Here is a 20,344-nt window from a genome sequence, read left to right as displayed (position 1 = left end):
TTCAGATGGCGTTTAGTTGGTACCTGAGATAAGAGCCCAAAAGTAAGGCAAACTTTGTGTTATCAGGTACTCTTACGCGCTCATTCAAGATATGGGTTGCCGGCAACCCTCTGATTTTGTGGAAAAGCTTGAGGTAATACACATAGGCTAGGTATACGCCCATACGGGCAGAACGCGGCAAACCCAGTATTCCGGCGTAGGCATCTTTGAAGTCCTGCGCAATGTCGGCTTCTATTTCTTCTTTGCTGGCGTTGTTAAACGTGCGGATATCGACAGCCGGAAAGTATACCCTCCCACGGTCCTTGAAATCACTCTGCATATCGCGCAGGAAATTTACTTTCTGGAAGGCCGCACCCAGACTACTTGCCGGTTTCTTCAGCCGCTCAAACATCTCTTGATCCCCTTCGCAGAACACCTTCAGGCACATCAGCCCCACCACTTCAGCCGACCCGTAGATGTACTCTTTATATAGAGCAGGATCGTAAACATGGTCTTCCAGATCCATGGCCATACTGTTCAGAAAGGCTTCGATGTACTCCCGGTCAATCTTATACTCATTCACCACGCACTGAAAGGCATGCAATACCGGGTTCAGGCTTATCCCTTGCTCAATGGCCTCAAAAGTATGCTTGCGGAACTCGCTGAGCAGTTTGCGTTTGTCGAAGTCATGAAAGGTATCCACAATCTCGTCGGCGCAGCGCACAAAGCCATAAATGGCATAAATAGGCTGATGGAATTTGCGGTGCAGCGTCTTGATACCGAGCGTAAAGGACGTGCTGTACGCCTCCGTTATCAGTTTGCTGCAGTTGAGGCAGGTTTCTTTAAATAGATCCATAGTTTTATCTGGAGCGTTACTTACTCATTATTTCTTGTTTAGCCAGCGCGTATTCCTTCGCCACTTCTTTTGCCACCACCTGTCCTGAGATAAGCGACGGCGGCACTCCCGGGCCCGGCACCGTCAGCTGACCGGTGTAGTACAGATTTTTTACTTTTTTACTCTTCAGGCTGGGCTTGAGCAGGGCAGTCTGCATCAGCGTATTGGCTAAGCCATAGGCATTGCCTTTGAAGGCATTGTAGTCAGAAATAAAATCGCGGTGGGCGTAGCTGCGCTTGTATACCACAGCACTGCGCACATCCTGCCCGGTCAAATGCTCCAGGCGGTCCATGATGATGTTGTAGTAGCGCTCCCGCAGCTCCTCTGTGTCTTCGAGATCAGGTGCCACAGGCATCAGCACAAACAAGTTCTCGCAGCCATCCGGGGCCACGCTGTCATCCGTAACTGACGGAGCCGACACGTAAAACAGCGGCTTGGCCGGCCATTTAGGATCTGTATAGATTTCGTGGGCATGCGGCCCGAAGTCTTCGTCAAAGAACAGGTTATGGTGCCGCAGGTTGCCAAGCCTTTTTCCTATACCCAGATAGAAGATCAGGCAGGAAGGCGCCATTACCCGCTTGTCCCAGTAGTCCTCTGTATAACTACGATAGGCCGGGGCTATAAGGTGGCGCTCCACGTGGTGATAGTCAGCACTGGCCACCACCACTTCTGCCTCAAATGTACCCGAAGCGGTGCGGACGCGATGGGCTATACCTTGTTCTACCTCTATCTCCTGCACATCCTGGTTGTACAGGAAAGACACGCCTTTCTCCTCTGCCAGATGCACCATACCTTCGATGATCTTGTACATGCCACCCATCGGGTACCAGGTTCCGAGGCTGATATCGGCGTAGTTCATCAGACTGTATAAGGCAGGTGTGTTTTGCGGCAGCGCACCCAAAAACAGCACCGGAAACTCCATCAGTTTGATAATCTTTTCGTGAGAAAAGAAACGGCGGATATGGGCGTGAATGGACTGGAACACATCCATGCGGAGCACATCCATTAGCAGCTGCAGGCTCATGAACTCACTCACCGAGCGACCCGGTTTGTACACGAGTTGGTTTATACCGACTTCATATTTATAGGCAGCCTGCTCCAGAAATTTGTCTAGTCGGGTGGCACTTCCTGGCTCCCATCTCTCGAAGAGGGCTTTTAATTCTTCAAGTGATGCAGGCACATCCACAAAATCATCTTCACCGAAGACCACGGTATAAGACGGGTCGAGGCGCACGAGGTCATAATAATCTGAAACGGATTTGCCAAACTTATTGAAGTACGACTCAAACACGTCCGGCATCCAGTACCAGCTCGGCCCCATGTCGAAGGTATAGCCTTCGGCCTCGAAGCTGCGGGCACGGCCTCCCGGTGTGGTGTTTTTCTCCAGCACTGTTACTTCATAGCCTTGGTCAGCCAAACTAGTGGCGGCGGAAAGACCTGAGAAACCGGCACCGATCACGATTACTTTTTTTGACATCATTTAGAAATTTACTAAAAAAACTGGTTTAAGTTGTTTTTAGTCGCCATAAACCTGCAGCATCCTCTTCAGCTCCTTCCGGGCGATGTGGATGCGATTTTTCACGGTACCGATCGGAATATTTAGTTTCTCGGCAATCTCGAGGTATTTGAACCCGATGTAATACATCATGAAAGGCGTACGGTGCTCTTCATTAAGCCTGGCAATGGCAGCCTTGATATCGCTCATGACGAAAGCGGCCGTGCCTTTGTTAACCGTCACAAAGCTATCATCAGTGTTCAGGTACTGCAGGTACTCTGTACTATCGATATTGCTGCTGCGCTTGGTGATCTTGTTGTAGTTATTGATAAACGTATTACGCATGATCGTGTAAAGCCATGCTTTTAGATTAGTGCCAGCGTTGAATTTCTCCCGGTTCGAGAGTGCCTTGAGCAACGTTTCCTGCACTAAGTCTTTCGCGTCGTCCGCATTGCGGGTAAGGTTCATGGCTACCGGCTTCAACGAACCAGCTGCCAACTGAATGTGATTGGAAAATTCTAACGCTGTCATGATGTTTAACTTTTTAATAAAATAACTAAACAATTATACGACTACAATTAATAAAGGTCAAATTTTGTTTAATATTTATTTTAAATACTTAAACAATAAACTCACCTCATATCGATCATAAATTGAACTTCTGACAACAAAAAGGGCCAAACCCTTTCGGATTTGGCCCTTTTTGTTGAACAATAACAGCTATATTATTTTGTTTAACTCATTAGCTTTTCTGCGTCAACACGCGAATAAAATCTTCGATGCAGCTGAGACGGTGTGTGTTTTCGGGGAATGTCAGGAAATCGTGCTGCACCTGGTAGCCATACAGGTATATCTGCGTAGCCGGGAAGGTAGTGGCGAGTTTATCTATGTAGTCCTGCACCTGATCGCGCTCAGGTATGATCGTCATGACTGTACAGATAATATCAGGTTTCAGCTGATTATAGGTAAGCTGCAGATCCTTGAAAGGCAGATTCTGCCCAAGGTAGATCACCTGCTGATGATGCGACCTGATCAGGTAATTCATGTAGAGCAGGGCGATTTCGTGCAGTTCGCCTTCCGGCAGGTATAGCAGGTAAGTTGGCTCTCCCTCTTTGCGCTTCACCACCTGTCCGTCTATTGCCACAATCAGCTTCTGACGCACCAGGTTACTTACAAAGTGCTCATGCGCAGGTGTTATGTTATTTGTCTGCCACAGAATGCCGATTTTATGCAGAAAAGGATACACCACCTGCAGCATCGCCTGATGAAACCCCACCTGCAAAGTCACCGTGGAGAAGGATTTGTCAAACTGCTCTTCGTCCATGTCAATCATGGCCGTCACCATGTTGGTGATATGATGCGAAAGCGATGATGCCTCCTGTTCCGCCAATTGCTGCACCGTCAGCTTTAGCTGCTCGGGGCTCATCTTGGCGATTTTGGAGATTTTAAACCCTTGTTCGTTCAGGAGTGAAATATTGAGCAGGGTCTTCAGGTCGGCATCGCTGTAGTAGCGAATGTTGGTGTCGGTACGTTGGGGACAAAGCACATTGTAGCGCTGTTCCCAGATGCGGATGGTATGAGCCTTGATGCCCGATAGGTGCTCTAGCTCTTTGATGGTGTATTGCGCCACGTCTGTTCCCCTTGTTGTTGTTTCTGAATGATTGCGTATGCATCCCTGAAATACCTGGGCGCCACCCACAGCATGCCGTAAGACTCGGAGCCCTCACGCCCTTTGTGCTTATGATGCACTTTGTGCGCCATGTTTAAGGCTTTCAGGTAAACATTAGACGTACTACCAAAAAGCCTGATGCGCCTGTGGATGAAAACATCGTGTATCAGGAAATAAGCCACACCATAGAGCGTAATCCCTGCTCCTATCCAAAAGCGGTAGTCAATGGGGTCGCTGCCGAACACAAAGAACAGCATCGCCAAGGTACCGTAATAGGCAAAAAACAGGTCATTCCACTCAAAAGCGTGCTTATGATGGGTATGATGGGACTTGTGCAGGAACCACAGAAAACCGTGCAGCACATACCGGTGCATGGCCCAGGCCACACCTTCCATTGCCACAAAAGTAATCAACATGATCCCAAGGCCCATCAGCATACTCATCAAACAACAAGTTTAACAAATGGTTTTGAAACTTTAACAGAAAATTACCAGGTCAGCTCCTCCTTATTTAAAAAGGCCGCTATACCGCGCTGGCAGTCTTCGCTGCCACGAGCCACGGCGTTCATTTCGGCCGCATACTGCAAGCCGTCTTCCAGCGACATCTCCTGCACCCGGGCGATCATCTCTTTGGTCACCTCCATACTCTGGCGGGAGTTTTCTTTGCAGAGTTTCTGGGCGAAGCTAAACACGCGTTCCTCCAGTTCATTGGCAGGCACTACGTAGTTTAGCAAACCGAAGTGCTGCGCTTCCTCCGCCGTGATCAAGTCGCCGGTGAGCAGCAGCTGTTTGGCGCGGGCCTCTCCTATCTTGCGAAGCAGGAACACCTTTACGATAGCAGGTATAAAACCGATCTTCACTTCGGTGTAGCCAAACTTAGCCTCCGGTACGGCAAAAGTGAAGTCGCAGATAGCCGCCAGTCCGCAACCGCCTGCTATGGCATGTCCGTGCACCTGAGCTATTACTACTTTCTTCAAGGTATAGATCAGGCGAAAGAGCTCCATAAGGTGGGTGGAGTCGGCCAGGTTGTCGTGGTAGTCGTATTGCTGCAGGCGCTGCAGGTACTCCAGATCGGCACCAGCACAGAATACTTTGCCTTCGGCCCGTAGCACGATCACTTTACAGGTTTCATCGTCTTCTGCGGCTGTGAAGGCTCGTTTGAGTTCCGAGACCATCTCAGCATTCAGCGCATTACGTTTCTCAGAACGGGCTAGGGTGATATATCCAACACGCTCCTTCACTTCGTAGTGCACAAAGTCCAGGGTTTGCGTGATAGGTGGTTGAGTCGTGTCAGTCATGATATAGTCTTCTAAATTTTAATTCTACATACCGGTGTGCCGGTTTCAGATAATACGCGAGTTAATCGGTAATGCTCGAAAAAGATAAGCAAATTCAGTGAATGTCGCGACAAAATGAGCACAAATTCTTAGTTCTTACATTTCATTTATACTTGGTTATTTGTTGATCGATCGCATAACATAACAACTTCACGATCCTAATCTAACAGTCATTGTCATCACACAACACAAATGCTGTAAACCCGTAAAATTTATTTGCTAACGAACGTTAGGTTGTTTACATTTGTTGTTATCTATATAAGGAGTATACTTTGAGCAGGAAAGAACAGATAGAGCAAACGGCTACGGCCTTATTCAAGACCAGAGGTTTTTCGGCCACGTCCATGCGCGACCTGGCTAATGCCTTGGGTATAGAGGCGGCTAGCATTTACTCCCATATCCGTTCGAAAGAAGAGATTCTGCAGCGGGTGTGCTTCCGGATGGCAGACGAGTTCTTTGGAGCTATCGAGTCTGTGAAAGACGATTCCACCAGCGCTACTGAACAGCTGAAGCGGGCCATTTCGGCTCATGTGCAGGTGCTGACCCGCAACACAGAAGCCTCGGCCGTTTTTTTGCAGGAGTGGCGTCACTTAAGCGAGCCATACCATACGGAGTTTCTGGCCCTGCGCGACCGGTACGAGAACTACTTCCGCGAGATCATCCGCAAAGGTATAGCCAGCGGAGAGTTTCAGGTGCCGGACGAGAAGTTTGCCGTCCTCACTATTCTTTCGGGACTCAACTGGATCCATACCTGGTACAAACCAGACGGGAAGATGAAGCCGGCCGAGATTGCCGAAAACCTATCAGCCATGTTGCTGAACGGTTTAAAGACGAACCTTAACTAGTTTACCTATACTAACCCTAGCCGGACTGTTCCACCTTAACAGTCCGGCGCCTTTTACTGAACCTTAAAACTGAAAATATTATGTACGGAGGAGGAAACGTTTTCGAAGCTACCAAATTCGACGACCTGCAGACGGAAGACCCTGCAAAGCTGGCCGAGTTTGAAGCACGCATTGCTCGTGGCGAGAAGATCGAGCCAAACGACTGGATGCCGCAACTATACCGCAAGCAGCTCATTCGTATGATTGAGCAGCATGCGCACTCTGAGATCATCGGCGCATTGCCGGAAGGCACATGGATTACCCGTGCCCCGGGCTTCCGTCGCAAGATGGCTCAGATGGCCAAGGTGCAGGACGAGGTAGGACACGCACAGTTGCTCTACTCTGCCGCCGAAACTTTGGGCAAAACCCGTGAGCAAATGCTGACGGACCTGATCAACGGCAAGAGCAAATACTCAAATGTGTTCAACTACCCTGCCTTTACCTGGGCAGATTCCAATATCATTTCCTGGCTGATTGATGCAGGTGCGATCGTAAACCAGATGGCAAACGCCAAAGGCTCTTACGGCCCTTACTCACGTGCGCTGGAGCGTATCTGCGCCGAAGAGGCTTTCCACCTGAAATATGGTCATGATGCCGTGGTACACATGGCAACCGGCTCTCCGAAGCAGCGTGAAATGATTCAGGCTGCCCTCAACCGCTGGTGGCCGCCGATCATGACGTTCTTCGGTCCGTCTGACAAAATGAGTACACACACCGAAACACTGATGCGCTGGAAAGTGAAGATGGCCTCTAACGACGAGTGCCGTCAGCAGTTCCTCGACATGTACGTGCCGAAGATCTGGGAGCTTGGTCTGACCGTGCCGGATCCTAACCTGAAGAAGAACATGGAAACCGGCCAGTGGGAATACACCGAGCCAGATTGGGATGAGTTTAAGCGCGTGATTAACGGCGATGGCCCTTGCAACGCCGAGCGTCTTGCCGTACGCCGCACCGCCGAAGAACGTGGTGCCTGGGTTCGCAGAGCCCTTCTCAACCCGAAAGCAAAGTATGTGAAACCGTTGGCATAGCCAATGAAAGTTTAACTAACAAAACTATGTCCCTGACATCACTAGATCCAAGAGTAACCCGACTGAACCTGCCGGAAGAGGCCCAGCCCATTGAGCCGAAACCGGAGCTGGATCAGTTTGAAACATACGAGGCCTTCCACCAAAAGAAAGAAGGCGCTGCCCATACCTATGTTGGTCCGGTACATGCCCCGAACGAAGACGTGGCTTTCCTGTTTGCCAAAGAGCAGTATAGTCGCCGCTTTGCTTGTGTGGGACTCTGGATTGCGCGTACTGAGCACATTCAGGTAACACCTTATGCCGGCGATGGTGAGAACGTGTATGAGATGATGCGTGTGGAAGAGCCAGCAGAGCGTAGCGAAGAGGTGGAAGCTTACGAGATCTTCCATCTGAAGAAGCGCGGCAAAGCCCATACCCATGCCGGCCGTGTTATGGCCACTTCTTATCAGGAGGCACTTCAGGAGGCCCGCAATCAATTTGGCGAGAAAGGCCCGATTGTAAATGTGTGGGTAGTGAAGTCTAAGCATGTGCTGCAGTCAGCGGAAGAAGACAAAGACATGTGGACCACCATACCTGAGAAGAAGTACCGCGAAGCTATTGCCTACAAGGTGATGGACAAAATCACGAAGTATAAAGAAGAACACAAAACCACTGCGCAATAATGAACGAGCTAGCGATAAAAGACCTGTTATACAAACTGGCAGACGACCAACTAATACTTGGCCACCGCAACTCCGAGTGGACTGGCTTCGGCCCAATCCTCGAAGAGGACATTGCTTTCTCGTCAATGGCGCAGGACAAAATCGGCCACAGCTTGGCTTTCTATACCTTGCTGCAGGAGCTTGGCGAAGCTGATCCGGATACGGTTGCTTTCACCCGCAACGCCAACCAGTTTCATAATAGCCAGTTGGTAGAGCTGCCTAACGGCGAATACGATTTCAGTTTGATCCGCCACTTCCTGTACGACAATGCTGAGATTATCCGCTTTGAAATGCTGAGCCAGTCGAGCTATGAGCCGATTGCCAAAGTTGCCATCAAGCTGAAGGGCGAAGTAAAGTACCACGTACTGCATGCCAATACCTGGATCAAGAACCTGGGCTCGTCTACTGAAGAAGCGATCCTACGTTTACAGTCATCCCTGAATGAAGCTATACCTTATGCACTGGGCATGTTCGAGCCGTCGCAGTACGAGCAGGAGCTGATAGAGGCAGGCGTATACGCTGGCGAAGAGGCCGTAAAAGCAGAGTGGCTAAAGCGCATCCAAGCAGTTATTGAAAAGACAGATCTGAAGTTGCCGGATCTTGCCACAGTAGAACCAAAACTGGGCGGCCGCTACGGTGAGCATACCGAGCATCTGCAGCCATTACTAGATGAAATGGCGGAGGTGTTTAAGATCGACCCGACAGCAGAGTGGTAATATAATAATGGAGTTGACGAAAGAGAACATATTGACCCTGCTCGAGGAAGTGAAAGACCCTGAGATACCGGTATTGTCGCTGGTGGACCTGGGGGTGATCACGGGTGTGGACATTTCTGATGAAAGCCATGTGACGGTGAACATGACTCCAACTTTCGCGGGTTGTCCTGCCATGGACTACATGAAGAAGGATGTCGAGCGTACACTGGAGAAGCATGGCATCGCCAATCACACCGTCATTATGTCTTTCGACAAACCCTGGGACAGCAATAAGCTTTCAGAAAAAGGCCGTCGGCATCTGAAAGAGTTTGGCCTGGCACCGCCTCCTAAGTATGATTTAATTCTGGACCTAGACATTCTGGAGCATGTGAAGTGCCCCTACTGCGATAGCGAAAACACTGACCTGCGCACACCTTTCGGCCCGACCCTTTGCCGCTCCATGCACTACTGCAACGACTGCCGACAAATGTTTGAGCAGTTCAAGCCGCTATAAAGATTTTATTTGGAGAATAGAAATGGCCTGTCGAAAACGACAGGCCATTTCTATTTTGTCTGAATATTCAAATTGGACTTCTATCCAAAGGATTGACGAGATTCTCCTCGCAGCAACTAAGCGATTGACCAAGCTGCGACTTGGCTTTACAATCGTATTTCGTATTAACTAAAAGTAAGAAAGCCATCAGGATTTAACGCACGAATACTTGCAGCAACCCTACTCCCCTCTCTTAAACATCATCACTGCTTTGCCGTCCAGTATCAGTTCCAGCCACTCTTCACTCACCTTATACCTTAGCTCCCTATCATTCAATAACTTCAACATCTGATTCTCTACCTCCATATCCGGACAAGCCATTCTAGTTGCGGCGATGGGGCCGAAGTTGATTCTGTCAGCAATCGGCTCAAGTGTGCCCGTTATTCTATTACATCCCGTACTCCCCGATAACCTGCCCTCGGCAAGCGATATAACCAAGGTTGGCTGGTTCTGTCCGAAATCTTTTGGATTGATAGCTTTCGCCTGCAGTTCTGCCAGATGCCAGGTGCCATCAAGGCGGGAGTCACGGAGGTACATACCACATCCTCTGTATTCCATGTCGTCTTTCAGTACTGTTACGGTATAAGGAAGCTCTCGTCCTGACATCGTATTAACGCACGTTTCCTTGATCAGCCGGATTTCGAGACTGCCTGTAACGGTCTGTACCCTGTACACGACTCCCTCACCCGTTTCTGGCTCTTCAGCAACCGGCACTGGTGTCAGCACACTGCCATCCTCTTCGTCCAGCACCCTGAACTCAATCATTTTATCTAAGTCAACTTCCAGGGACCAAAACGGTTCGTTTCCAATGGCTGCAAATTCGATCCCGCGTTCGTATTTCTCACGCCACAGTTTAGGACTGTCCTCTGGTTCGTCCGGGTTTTTCCGGCGTAGGCGGTAGGCATCAGCAATTTGTGATTCTATGCGGTTGCCTTCGCTATCAAGCATAACCAGTGCTTCACCCTCTACGGCAAACTGGTTGTTACCAGTGCCCTGCTTTTTTAGCTGAACTCTCCCATTGCCCACACCCCAAGTTCCAGACTGCACAAATGGCGTTGCGCTCCGGCCTTGGTACACGAGGCGTTCCCGGTAGGTGCTGTCAGGGCTGAGATCCAAGGTATAGTCTATACCTGGGCAGTCGGCACAAGGTATAGTTCCTACCCAGGAACCCACGGCTGCCTGCGCGACCTCAGCGTTCGACATCTCCGCATTCGACTGCGAGACGGAAGTTGGGGCAGTTGAACAGGCAGCAACAATGCACAGCAAGAAAATCCCGATGGGGAGCAACAGTTTTTTAAAAGGGTTCATTATTCTTCTTGAACAGGTATAGAAATTTCTACGAGGAATAGCCCGGCACAGGTATAGGTGGAAACGCAAAAGCGCTTACGGAGCAACACACCTGCGAAACTACCAAATTTATCGGGAGTACATGCAAAAAGCCCCGTCGCTACCTGATTTGGTAACGACGGGGCTTCTGTACAGGTATAGCTATACCTTATATGTTGGCCATTTCGCCTTTTACAAAGTCCACCAGACTCTTGATGTACTCAGTGCTGAAGTCGAACTTAATGCCAGCGGCTTCATATACCTCGCCAATCGAAACGGTGTAGCCTAAGCTGAGGGCACGCTTGTAGGCAGCCAGCCCTTCAGTAGGATTCTCTTTGTAGTTTTTCCAAACAGCAATAGCTCCCAACTGTGCCATAGCATATTCTACATAATAGAACGGCACTTCGTAAATGTGCAGCTGCTTCTGCCAGATGAATGGCTTATACTTCTCCAGTCCGCCCCAGTTCACTTCGAGGTGATTGAAACGTTCAAAAATGTTGAGCCATTCCTGATGACGTTCTTCCTGAGTATGGGTCGAGTTTTCATATAGCCAATGCTGGAATTTGTCCACGGTAGCTACCCATGGGAAGGTCTCGAGCACGCTCTCCAGGTGCGTGCGTTTGGCGCGGCGCAGCTCATCTTCGTCTGTAAAGAAAGTATCCCAGTAGTCCATTGAGATCAGTTCCATCGACATGGAGGCCAGTTCGGCTACTTCGGATGGTGGGTGTTTGAAAGCGCCCAGCGTCAGGTCGCGCGTCAGGAAAGAGTGCACCGCATGGCCACCCTCGTGCAGCATCGTGATCACATCACGCAGACTGGAAGTGGCATTCATAAATATGAACGGTACGCCAATCTCGTCCAGCGGATAATTGTATCCACCCGGTGCTTTGCCTTTTCTTGACTCCAGATCCAGGTGGCCCATCTCGCGCATAGTAGCCAGGCAGTCACCCAGGTAGGTATCGAGGTTATAGAACACCTGTATAGTCTTCTCCAATAGCTCTTCACCCGACGTAAACGGTTCAAGCGGTGCTTTTCCGCTTGGGTCTACGTCAAGGTCCCATGGACGCAGATCGGCTATACCTAGTTTTTCTTTGCGCTCACGGTCTATACCTGTCAGCACGGGCACGATGGTTTCCTCAATGGACTTGTGGAAATCAAAGCAATCCTGTGGGGTATAGTCGAAGCGGCCCATGGCAGCAAACATGTAGTCGCGGTAGTTGTCGAAGTCGGCGTTTCTGGCCAGCTGTGTGCGCAGTTTCAACAGTTCGTCGAAGAGGTCATCGAGTTTCTGACGATCCTGTGTACGACGCTCCTGTATGGCACGCCACGCCTCTTCACGCACTGCACGCTCGTTACGCTTCAGGCGGTCTGCGGCACGTTGCAGGGTCATTTCCTCCCCATCCAGCGTTACGGTCATGGCGCCTGTTATGGCGGCATACTGTTGCTGCTTGGTACTGATTTCGGTGTTCAGCGGAATATTTTCTTCACGGAAGATCTCTAATGCACGCTCCACACCGCGCAGGTAAATACGGTATTTATCTTTGTCGAGACCGGCCACATAAGGCGAGTGCATCAACTTGAGGTTGAGCTCGTGGTCGTAAGGGGCTATTTGGGGTTCTATCTCTGATACGAAATACTGAAAGGCTTTCGTGATATCCTCGTTCTGTGTGTCGCAGGTCATGCGGATGTAGCGCCAGCCAAGGTCTTCGGAGAGCACGCTCTCGAGTTCGCTGCGGTCTTTCATCCACTTTTCCAGCTCCTCCACCGAGTTTATGGCACGGTTTTTCAGTTCTTCAAAATATGGCTGTATGGTTTCCCAAGTATCTATTTTAAAGTCTTCGGACAGGTAAACCCGCTTCTTTCGTTCGGGCACTTGTATCATAGCTTCTGTTTTACTCATTGATGGTTCTGTATAAGAAAAGGTAATATATACACTTCTCCTGAAAGTGCAAAAAAAAGCTGCACTATATCTTTATTAAAGATAGTGCAGCCTTACTGAAGTTATAACAGGTATTATTATCCTATTTCGATGACCACATTGGCAGTCAGCGGATGGCCTACGCAATTGAGCACATAACCTTCGTCCAACTCAGCGTCAGAAAGGCCTTCGCGTTCGTCCAGGTGCACTTTCCCGCTCAGGCATTTGCCGCGGCAGGCGGTGCACAAACCGGCCTGGCAAGAGTATGGCAAATCCACGTCCTGGTCAAGCGCCGCTTCCAGAATGGTCTGGTCTGGCTCCACAGTCACGCTGTACTCGGCGCCTTCATAAATGATGGTCACGGTCTGGGTAGTTATCTCACCGTCGTCATCTGAAGAGGACACGTCGCCATGGTGCTCCTGCTCGTGTTGCTCTACCAGTTTGTTGCTCACAAAGCTCTCCCGGAAAATGCGATCAGAAGGTACGTGCAGCACGTTTAGGGCCTTGCGCACCTCTTCCATCATCCCCTCAGGTCCGCACATATAGTAGAGGGCATCAGCTGACTTGGTCAATTGCCGGCGCTCCAGTATTTTGAGTATCACACTTTGGTTCATGCGACCGCGGTAGTCGCAGGCATGTTTTGGCTGACTGTAGATATACTCCACGTGCAGGCGCTCAGGGTGTGCAGCCTGGAATTCTTGCAGCTGCTGCTTGAAGATCACGGAGTCTTCATCGCGGTTACCGTACAGCAAGGTCACCTTCGTGTTCGGCTCCTCGCGCAGGGTTGCTCTGAGCATAGACATCAGCGGGGTAATACCGCTGCCTGCCCCAAACAGGATAATGTGGCGGCTCTTATCTGCCTCCGGCACCAGGTTAAAATTACCAAGCGGCTCCATTACTTCGATTTCCTGTCCAACTTCCAGATTATCAAGCAAATAATTGGAAACAAGACCGCCTTCTACACGTTTAACAGTAACTGACAGGCGACTGCCCTCATTCGGAGCGCAGCACAGTGAGTATGAACGGCGGACTTTCTTTCCGTCTATCGGAATGATAAGTGTCAGGAATTGCCCTGCCTTGAATGGAATCGGTTTTTTATCGGGATGTTCTAAGTGTATCGTAATCGCATCTGAGGTTTCGCGGGTTATCTCCACGACCTTCAGCGTGAAATAGGGGCTACTCATATCGTTTTATTAATAGTCTTTTAGGGGGAAACATGGTTTCAAACTGAAAGTTACGACAATCTGGGCTGTTGCGTGAAAATTTAGGCGAATTTTTAAAACCGATTTCACGAATCACGTATTATAACCAAATCATTAACAGAATGAACGGTGAATGAAAAAAAAGCTGCACATTTGTAACATAGTACATACAAGTGCCGTGGCCGGGAAATAACTAACCCCCACATTCCGTTCTTTACCATACAATTACTGAAAACACCAATGCTCTACAAACTAACTCTCAAAAACTGTGAAAAAACCGTAATGGTGGATGACCGCACTTACGAGTATATTCAAAACAATGCCTACCTGCAGCAGATTGAGTTTCTGAAGCACCTGCGTATTCACTCCAACGGTTATGCCTTCTTCCAGAAGAACTGGCCGCTGAAAAATGGCAAGTACCGCAACGAAACCATTTACCTGCACAAAATGATCGGCGAACAGCTGATCGAGAAGCCGGAAAGCAATATCAAGCTTTATGTGCACTTCAAGAACGGCAACAAACTCGACTGCCGCCTCGAAAACCTGGAGTGGGCTCCGCTTTGCAAGATCGTGCGTAACACATCCAAAACGGAGAACAAGTTGGGTGTACGCGGTGTGCACAAAGAGGCACAGAAATACCGCGCCATCATTCACCATAACAAGCAACGCATCAACCTCGGCACCTTCGACACGCTGCAGGAAGCTGCGCAGGCTTACAGCAAAAAGTCAGAAGAGCTTTTTGGCAAGACCAAAAGCCTGAAGACACTCTCCAAGTATGTAGAAGAAGTAGCATAATTCTTCTTATACTTGCGTGACGGTATACCCACCGTCATGTTTACTCATGCTGAATACCGAAAAGAAACTTAGCGACATTCTAAGCCGGCACACTGTTGCTTTTGGGCCCGTACTCGATGCGGACCTGAACGGCGAGCACGTGTGCCGTCTTGATTTTACGGCGACCAACAAACTGTTGGAGCAAACTGATCTGCGCAACACTGGGGCTTTTAACGAAGCTGTGAACCAGATGCTGCAGGAACAGAAAGCCACCATCGGCGTGGGCGGCTACATGGAAAACCGCTTTATTTACCGCCGCAGTCAGCACTTTGATGTGGCTGAAGAGAGTCGTGACCTGCACTTAGGTATAGATGTTTGGTTACCCGCCGGTACCACCGTGTTTGCCCCGCTTGATGGCAGGGTGCACAGCTTCGCCGACAATGCTAACTTCGGCGACTACGGCCCGACCATCATTCTGGAGCACGAACTCGAGGGCGTGACGTTCTATACCTTGTATGGCCACCTGAACATAGATTGCTTAACTGGACTATCAGTTGGCAAGGAATTTCGCAAAGGTGATAAGATTGCCGAAGTAGGTCCATACCCTGAGAACGGTGATTGGCCTCCGCACCTGCACTTTCAGGTGATGTGCTCTATGGACGGAAAGCAAGGAGATTATCCGGGTGTGGCACGGCTCTCGGAACAAGCTGTGTATGAGGGTCTTTGCCCTGACCCAAACCTGATTCTGAACTGCCGCCATCTGGTCTAGTTTTGGCTTTGCCCTGGAAATTAACCAAATTTGAACTCTGGTAACCTCTTATAGGTGCCAGAGTTTTACTTTTTAACACAAAGCTCTCCGCATGTTTGACCTTTTTAATTTTGAAGCTTACAGTGCCAACATCACCAATTTTGTCATGCTTTATGGCATGCGTCTGGTGGCTGCCATCATTACCCTTTTAATCGGCCTTTGGGTTATCAATTGGCTTAATCGAATGGTATTTAACCTGATGGTGAAGAAAGATGTGGACGTATCGCTGCGTCCGTTCCTGAAGAGTGTGCTTGCCGTAGTCATGCGCGTACTCTTGATCATTCTGGTGATCGCGCAACTGGGTGTCGAGATGACTTCGTTCATCGCCATATTGGGCTCAGCAGGCTTGGCCATCGGTCTGGCTTTGCAGGGTAGCCTTTCTAATTTTGCAGGCGGTGTGCTGATTCTTACCATCAAGCCTTTCCGTGTAGGTGACTACATTGAAGCGCAGGGACAGGGAGGCACCGTGGACATGATCAACATTTTCAACACAGTATTGAAGACGCCTGACAACAAAACGATTTTCATACCCAACGGTCCTTTGGCCAATAGTGTGGTCGTGAACTTTACCATTGAGAAGACCCGCCGCGTAGAGCTCAAGTTTGCCGTCTCAGTGAACAACGACATCGGTAAAGTGCGCCAGATTCTGCAGGACCTGATTTCAGCAGATGAACGCGTACTACCCGACCCAGCGCCCGTTATTGTCGTAACCGATTTTGCCGAGCATTCCCTGACATTAAGCGTGCGCACGTGGGTAAACAAAGAGAATTTCTGGGCCTTCTTCTGGGACATGAACGAACGGGCCAAGTCAGCGTTTGAAGAGCAAGGTATCCAAATGCCAGTACCTCGTAGAGAGATGGTGGGAGGCAGCTCAAACAATGGGCAGGCTCCGAAGGCTGTGCCGCAGGTATAGTTTAGGTATAGATTTTTGAAAATGGAAACGGCAGCTCTGAGATGGGCTGCCGTTTTTTTGTTATATACACTAATCTGCTTTTTGCTAGACTAATTATTTAATAAGCATTTCTTTTAATCAAACTTAATCGCCCGCACCGGCTTAATGCGCGCAACCATAGCGGCAGGGATCAGGATGGCGAGCATGGTCATTACGAGGGTAATAACGTTGAGGGCAATGATGATGGCAAAGTTCCAGCTAATAGGGACAGTGTCCATGTAGTAGTTTTCGGGATCAAGCGGAATGACCTGGAAATAGTATTGGATAACGCAAAAGCCTAATCCAATGACATTACCCCAAAGCATACCCTTGAGTGTTAGGCTGAGGCCTCGGAAATAGAAGATTTGCCGTATCTGAGCGTCAGTGGCGCCGATGGCTTTGAGCACACCAATCATGCTGATGCGCTCGATGATCATGATGAACACCGTGGACACCATGTTGAACGTCGCCACGAAAATAATCAGCACCAGAAAGATGACTACGTTTTTGCGCAAGAGTTGCAGCCAGTCGAACAGCTGGGCGTGCCGGTCGGTAATTTTTTCGAGCTGCAGGTCGTAGTTCATCTGGTCGAATACCTGATCAGCTACCTGATCAATCTGTTCGAAATCCTTGAGCAAAATCTCCACACCACCCACCAAAGTATCGGGCCAGTTGTTAAGCTCCCGAATCAGTTGCAAGTCACCAATGACAAACACCTCGTCAAACTCTTCCAAACCTGTATTGAATACCCCCGCTACTTTGAGTTTTCGGGCTCGTGGCGGGTTTTGGATGAAATAGAAAATAGCCTCGTCCCCTACTTTCAGGCGGAGTTTGTTGGCAATTTTCCGACTGAGCATGACGTCTTTGGAGGAGGCAGTGTCTGAGAAAGAAACTACACCTCCCTCGTCCAGGTTAGCCTGCATGGCACTCAAGTCATAGTCTTCGCCCACGCCTTTCATCACGACGCCCAGCACCTCGTCTTCGGTTTTGATGATAGCCGTTTTGCGGGCGAAACCCTGTATGTGCTGTATACCCGCTATTTCTTCGGTGCTGTTTATACCTGTGGCCGTGCTGATGGGAGCACCTTCAAAGGAATTGTTCGTGTCGTACTTGCTGATTTGCAGATGCGCCCCGAAGCTGAAAATCTTATTTCTGATCTCGTCACGGAAGCCTTCCAAAATTGCAAATGACACAATCATGATGGCAATGCCTGCAGCTATGCTTATAATTGCTATTTTTGTCACAGACGTGGTGAAAGAACCAGCCTGTACTTCGGAAATCTTATCAGATATGAATTTGGATACGTTCACTCGCTTGCGTCTAAACTGCCTTAAAGATAGGTATGAATTTTGACTTAGAGCCTGTTAAAGTTTCGTTTTTGCGAGCGAATCTCCAAACACGGCCCTGAAAAAAGAACACTGATGATACAACCACTTGCTATACTTTGCAGTGCTCTGTTGCTCAGCTTTAACAGCTGCACACCCAAACAGGCACCTGTCGCCGCTGAGCAAAACGCCCCGGCCACTGAAGAACCTTCTCAAGTTCCAGCCAGAAAACCATTGGCCCTGGGTGCCGAACAACTCGACCGCTACCTGAAACACCTCGAAGGCAAAAGAGTAGGTATAGTCGTGAACCAAACCTCTATGGTGGGTAACACCCATCTCGTAGACACGCTGATTAGCCGTGGCGTGGAAGTGACCACCATTTTTGCGCCGGAGCACGGTTTCCGTGGAGAGGCTGATGCAGGTGCACACATCAAAGACGCAAAAGACACCAAAACGGGTCTGCCGATTATCTCGCTTTACGGTAGCAACAAGAAGCCATCGAAAGCTCAAATGCAGAACCTTGATGTGCTGGTGTTCGACATTCAGGACGTGGGCACGCGCTTTTATACCTACATCAGCACCATGCATTATGCCATGGAGGCCTGCGCCGAGAACGGCAAAAAGATGCTCGTACTGGACCGCCCGAACCCGAACGGTCATTACGTAGATGGGCCTGTTTTGGAGATGGAGCACAAGTCCTTTGTGGGGATGCACCCGATTCCAATTGTGCACGGCCTCACGGTAGGCGAACTCGCAGAAATGATTAACGGCGAGAAATGGTTGGAGGGCGAAAGAAGCTGTGACCTGACTGTGATCAAGATGGAGAACTACGACCACACAATGGCGTATGACCTGCCGGTGCGTCCTTCCCCGAACCTGCCAAATGCCCAGTCCATCGCGCTATATCCATCCATCTGTTTCTTCGAAGGCACGAACGTGAGCGTAGGCCGTGGAACTCCTACTCCGTTTCAGGTGATAGGGTCACCTTTCTACCAGAAGAAAGATTACTCGTTTACCCCTGTGAGTACCCCGGGCGCCACTGACCCGCCGCACAAAGGCGTGAAGTGCTACGGTATGGATTTGACGGATGTATCGCATGCACAGCCGTTCACGTTGAAGTACCTTTTGGAGATGTACAACAACTCATCGAACAAGGAAAAATTCTTCAACAACTTCTTCGAGAAACTGGCAGGTACCTCCGAGTTGCGCAAGCAGGTAATTGCTGGCAAAACCGAAACAGAGATAAGAGCGAGCTGGGAACCAGAACTGTCAGACTACAAGGTGCTCCGCAAAAACTATTTGCTATACCCTGATTTTGAATAGAACCATGCCTGAATTACGCATCGTCTTCATGGGTACGCCCGATTTTGCGGTCCCTACCTTACAAGCACTCGTTGAACACCAGTATAATGTGGTAGCCGTAGTTACCGCTCCTGACAAACCAGCGGGTCGCGGCCAGAAGATACAGCAATCGCCTGTAAAGGAGTATGCTATGTCGCAAGGTATACCTGTCCTTCAGCCGACCAACCTGAAGTCGGAGGCTTTTCTAGAAGAACTGCACGGCTACCGAGCAAACCTGCAAATCATCGTGGCTTTCCGTATGCTGCCGGAGGTGGTATGGGCCATGCCAGAGCTGGGTTCATTCAATATACATGGCTCCCTGCTACCGCAGTACCGCGGTGCCGCGCCTATTAACTGGGCCATCATTAACGGCGAGAAAGAAACGGGCGTGACCTCTTTCTTCCTGAAGCATGAAATCGACACCGGCGACCTGATTTTTCAGGACCGGGTGCCGATTCTGGAGGAAGACGATTTCGGCAGCATGTACGAAAAGCTGAAGTACAAGGGCGCTGAATTAGCCGTGCGCACCGTGCAAGCCATCGAGCACGGCGAAGTGAAGCCCCAGCCGCAGCAAACAACCGTCGAAACGAAGCACGCTCCGAAAATCTTCAAAGAGACCTGCGAAATCAACTGGAATCAACCTGCCCATCAGGTTCGCAACTTCATCCGTGGCCTCTCCCCTTATCCTGCAGCGTGGACTCGTTTAGATGGCAAGACATTCAAGGTTTTCAAAACAGAAGTGCTGGAAAACTCCGCTTATACGGATGCGCCTGGGCAAATTATGACTGATAACAAAACATACCTGCATGTGCAAACCGCCGATGGTGCTCTGACTATTTTGGACCTACAGATGGAGGGTAAGAAGCGCATGCCGGTGCAGGATTTGTTGCGGGGCTATAACTTTAAAACAGAGCAAGCATGATTGCCATTGTCGTCGCCATAGCCGAAAATAACGTTATCGGTAAGGACAACCAACTGATCTGGCACCTCCCCGCCGACCTACGCCATTTTAAGCAAAAAACCATGGGCCATCCCATGATCATGGGCCGCAAGACCTTTGAATCCATCGGCAAGCCCCTCCCCGGCCGCACAACCATTATCGTGACGCGTCAGGAAGACTATCAGGTAGAAGGCTGTATCGTAGTAAACTCGGTAGAGGAAGCTCTTACTAAAGGCAAAGAGCTTGACAGCGAACAAGTGAGCATAGTTGGCGGCGCTGAAATTTATAAGCAAGCCTTGCCATACGTGGATACGATCTACCTGACTGAGGTGCACCATACCTTTGATGGGGACACTTTTTTTCCTGAGTTGAAGAAAGAGGAGTGGCAGGAAGTCAGTGCCGAGAGTCACGAGCCTGACGAGAAGAACAAGTATGCCTATACCTTTAAAGAGCTACGCCGCACAGGTATAGCCGCACAGGTATAGCCGCACAGGTATAGCCGCACAGGTATAGCCGCACAGGTATAGCCGCACAGGTATAGCCGCAC

At 49.7% G+C, this 20,344-nt stretch carries 21 protein-coding genes; 11 read left to right on the top strand and 10 right to left on the bottom strand.

Annotation, left to right across the window (positions count from 1 at the left end):
* Position 1: 1 nt before the first annotated feature.
* The 6 genes from Q1A54_RS13475 to Q1A54_RS13450 all read right to left on the bottom strand — a co-directional run bounded on the left by Q1A54_RS13475 (position 2) and on the right by Q1A54_RS13450 (position 5,335).
* Positions 2-835, bottom strand: coding sequence for a phytoene/squalene synthase family protein (locus tag Q1A54_RS13475; RefSeq protein WP_299989065.1), 834 nt, complete (start codon positions 833-835; stop codon positions 2-4).
* A gap of 16 nt (positions 836-851) precedes the next feature.
* Complete coding sequence (gene crtI / locus Q1A54_RS13470) at positions 852-2,354, bottom strand: NAD(P)/FAD-dependent oxidoreductase (protein ID WP_299989062.1); 1,503 nt, start codon at positions 2,352-2,354, stop codon at positions 852-854.
* A gap of 36 nt (positions 2,355-2,390) precedes the next feature.
* Positions 2,391-2,900 (bottom strand): sigma-70 family RNA polymerase sigma factor, encoded by a 510-nt coding sequence (locus tag Q1A54_RS13465; RefSeq protein WP_299989058.1) that lies wholly within the window; start codon positions 2,898-2,900, stop codon positions 2,391-2,393.
* A 211-nt stretch (positions 2,901-3,111) separates the two neighbouring features.
* Positions 3,112-3,999, bottom strand: coding sequence for a MerR family transcriptional regulator (locus Q1A54_RS13460; protein WP_299989055.1), 888 nt, complete (start codon positions 3,997-3,999; stop codon positions 3,112-3,114).
* Positions 3,972-4,481, bottom strand: coding sequence for a sterol desaturase family protein (locus Q1A54_RS13455; RefSeq protein ID WP_299989052.1), 510 nt, complete (start codon positions 4,479-4,481; stop codon positions 3,972-3,974). Before Q1A54_RS13455 ends, Q1A54_RS13460 begins: the two co-directional genes overlap by 28 nt.
* Before the next feature lie 44 nt (positions 4,482-4,525).
* The gene (locus Q1A54_RS13450; RefSeq protein ID WP_196116123.1) at positions 4,526-5,335 is read right to left on the bottom strand and encodes an enoyl-CoA hydratase-related protein; all 810 of its coding nucleotides are present in this window, start codon (positions 5,333-5,335) and stop codon (positions 4,526-4,528) included.
* Between the two features lie 311 nt (positions 5,336-5,646).
* On the opposite strand from Q1A54_RS13450, the gene Q1A54_RS13445 reads away from it, so the two are divergent.
* The 5 genes from Q1A54_RS13445 (at position 5,647) to paaD (ending at position 9,193) form a co-directional block, all read left to right on the top strand.
* Complete coding sequence (locus Q1A54_RS13445) at positions 5,647-6,219, top strand: TetR/AcrR family transcriptional regulator (protein WP_299989047.1); 573 nt, start codon at positions 5,647-5,649, stop codon at positions 6,217-6,219.
* Positions 6,220-6,299: 80 nt separating this feature from the next.
* Positions 6,300-7,286: a 1,2-phenylacetyl-CoA epoxidase subunit PaaA gene (paaA, locus tag Q1A54_RS13440; protein WP_116543088.1), complete on the top strand. Its 987-nt coding sequence runs from the start codon at positions 6,300-6,302 to the stop codon at positions 7,284-7,286.
* Positions 7,287-7,312: 26 nt separating this feature from the next.
* Positions 7,313-7,945, top strand: a complete 633-nt coding sequence (locus Q1A54_RS13435; protein WP_299989041.1) for a phenylacetic acid degradation b — start codon at positions 7,313-7,315, stop codon at positions 7,943-7,945.
* Positions 7,945-8,700, top strand: coding sequence for a 1,2-phenylacetyl-CoA epoxidase subunit PaaC (paaC, locus tag Q1A54_RS13430; protein ID WP_299989038.1), 756 nt, complete (start codon positions 7,945-7,947; stop codon positions 8,698-8,700). Before Q1A54_RS13435 ends, paaC begins: the two co-directional genes overlap by 1 nt.
* Before the next feature lie 7 nt (positions 8,701-8,707).
* Positions 8,708-9,193 carry a 1,2-phenylacetyl-CoA epoxidase subunit PaaD gene (gene paaD, locus Q1A54_RS13425; RefSeq protein WP_299989035.1) on the top strand — a complete coding sequence of 162 codons (486 nt, stop codon included), beginning with the start codon at positions 8,708-8,710 and terminating at the stop codon, positions 9,191-9,193.
* A 219-nt stretch (positions 9,194-9,412) separates the two neighbouring features.
* Here the strand turns inward: paaD and Q1A54_RS13420 are convergent, their stop codons facing one another.
* The 3 genes from Q1A54_RS13420 to Q1A54_RS13410 form a co-directional block, all read right to left on the bottom strand.
* The gene (locus Q1A54_RS13420; RefSeq protein ID WP_299989032.1) at positions 9,413-10,540 is read right to left on the bottom strand and encodes a copper resistance protein NlpE N-terminal domain-containing protein; all 1,128 of its coding nucleotides are present in this window, start codon (positions 10,538-10,540) and stop codon (positions 9,413-9,415) included.
* Between the two features lie 187 nt (positions 10,541-10,727).
* Positions 10,728-12,458 (bottom strand): M3 family oligoendopeptidase, encoded by a 1,731-nt coding sequence (locus tag Q1A54_RS13415; protein ID WP_299989029.1) that lies wholly within the window; start codon positions 12,456-12,458, stop codon positions 10,728-10,730.
* A gap of 116 nt (positions 12,459-12,574) precedes the next feature.
* Positions 12,575-13,660: a ferredoxin--NADP reductase gene (locus Q1A54_RS13410; protein ID WP_299989026.1), complete on the bottom strand. Its 1,086-nt coding sequence runs from the start codon at positions 13,658-13,660 to the stop codon at positions 12,575-12,577.
* 258 nt (positions 13,661-13,918) lie between these two features.
* On the opposite strand from Q1A54_RS13410, the gene Q1A54_RS13405 reads away from it, so the two are divergent.
* From Q1A54_RS13405 to Q1A54_RS13395, 3 genes are all read left to right on the top strand, one after another.
* Entirely contained in the window at positions 13,919-14,473 is a 555-nt protein-coding gene (locus Q1A54_RS13405) for an HNH endonuclease (RefSeq protein ID WP_040573668.1), read from the top strand.
* Positions 14,474-14,519: 46 nt separating this feature from the next.
* On the top strand, positions 14,520-15,221 hold the full coding sequence (locus Q1A54_RS13400; RefSeq protein WP_299989021.1) for a peptidoglycan DD-metalloendopeptidase family protein: 702 nt from the start codon (positions 14,520-14,522) through the stop codon (positions 15,219-15,221).
* Between the two features lie 91 nt (positions 15,222-15,312).
* Positions 15,313-16,173 carry a mechanosensitive ion channel domain-containing protein gene (locus Q1A54_RS13395; protein WP_196116151.1) on the top strand — a complete coding sequence of 287 codons (861 nt, stop codon included), beginning with the start codon at positions 15,313-15,315 and terminating at the stop codon, positions 16,171-16,173.
* Positions 16,174-16,286: 113 nt separating this feature from the next.
* On the opposite strand, the gene Q1A54_RS13390 is transcribed toward Q1A54_RS13395, so the two are convergent.
* Entirely contained in the window at positions 16,287-17,501 is a 1,215-nt protein-coding gene (locus tag Q1A54_RS13390; RefSeq protein ID WP_299989015.1) for an FtsX-like permease family protein, read from the bottom strand.
* 111 nt (positions 17,502-17,612) lie between these two features.
* Between Q1A54_RS13390 and Q1A54_RS13385 the strand changes: the two genes are divergently transcribed.
* From Q1A54_RS13385 to Q1A54_RS13375, 3 genes are read left to right on the top strand one after another with little or no spacing between them, the layout of a single operon-like run.
* Positions 17,613-18,839 carry a DUF1343 domain-containing protein gene (locus Q1A54_RS13385; RefSeq protein WP_299989012.1) on the top strand — a complete coding sequence of 409 codons (1,227 nt, stop codon included), beginning with the start codon at positions 17,613-17,615 and terminating at the stop codon, positions 18,837-18,839.
* A gap of 4 nt (positions 18,840-18,843) precedes the next feature.
* Positions 18,844-19,779: a methionyl-tRNA formyltransferase gene (gene fmt / locus Q1A54_RS13380; protein WP_299989010.1), complete on the top strand. Its 936-nt coding sequence runs from the start codon at positions 18,844-18,846 to the stop codon at positions 19,777-19,779.
* Entirely contained in the window at positions 19,776-20,282 is a 507-nt protein-coding gene (locus tag Q1A54_RS13375; protein ID WP_299989007.1) for a dihydrofolate reductase, read from the top strand. The genes fmt and Q1A54_RS13375 overlap by 4 nt, the downstream gene beginning before the upstream one ends.
* The last annotated feature ends 62 nt before the right edge of the window (positions 20,283-20,344 follow it).

It is taken from the genome of uncultured Pontibacter sp. (assembly GCF_947502515.1).
GTDB lineage: Bacteria > Bacteroidota > Bacteroidia > Cytophagales > Hymenobacteraceae > Pontibacter.
Note: the sequence above shows the minus strand (reverse complement) of the source record. Positions and strands in the feature narration are given on the sequence as shown.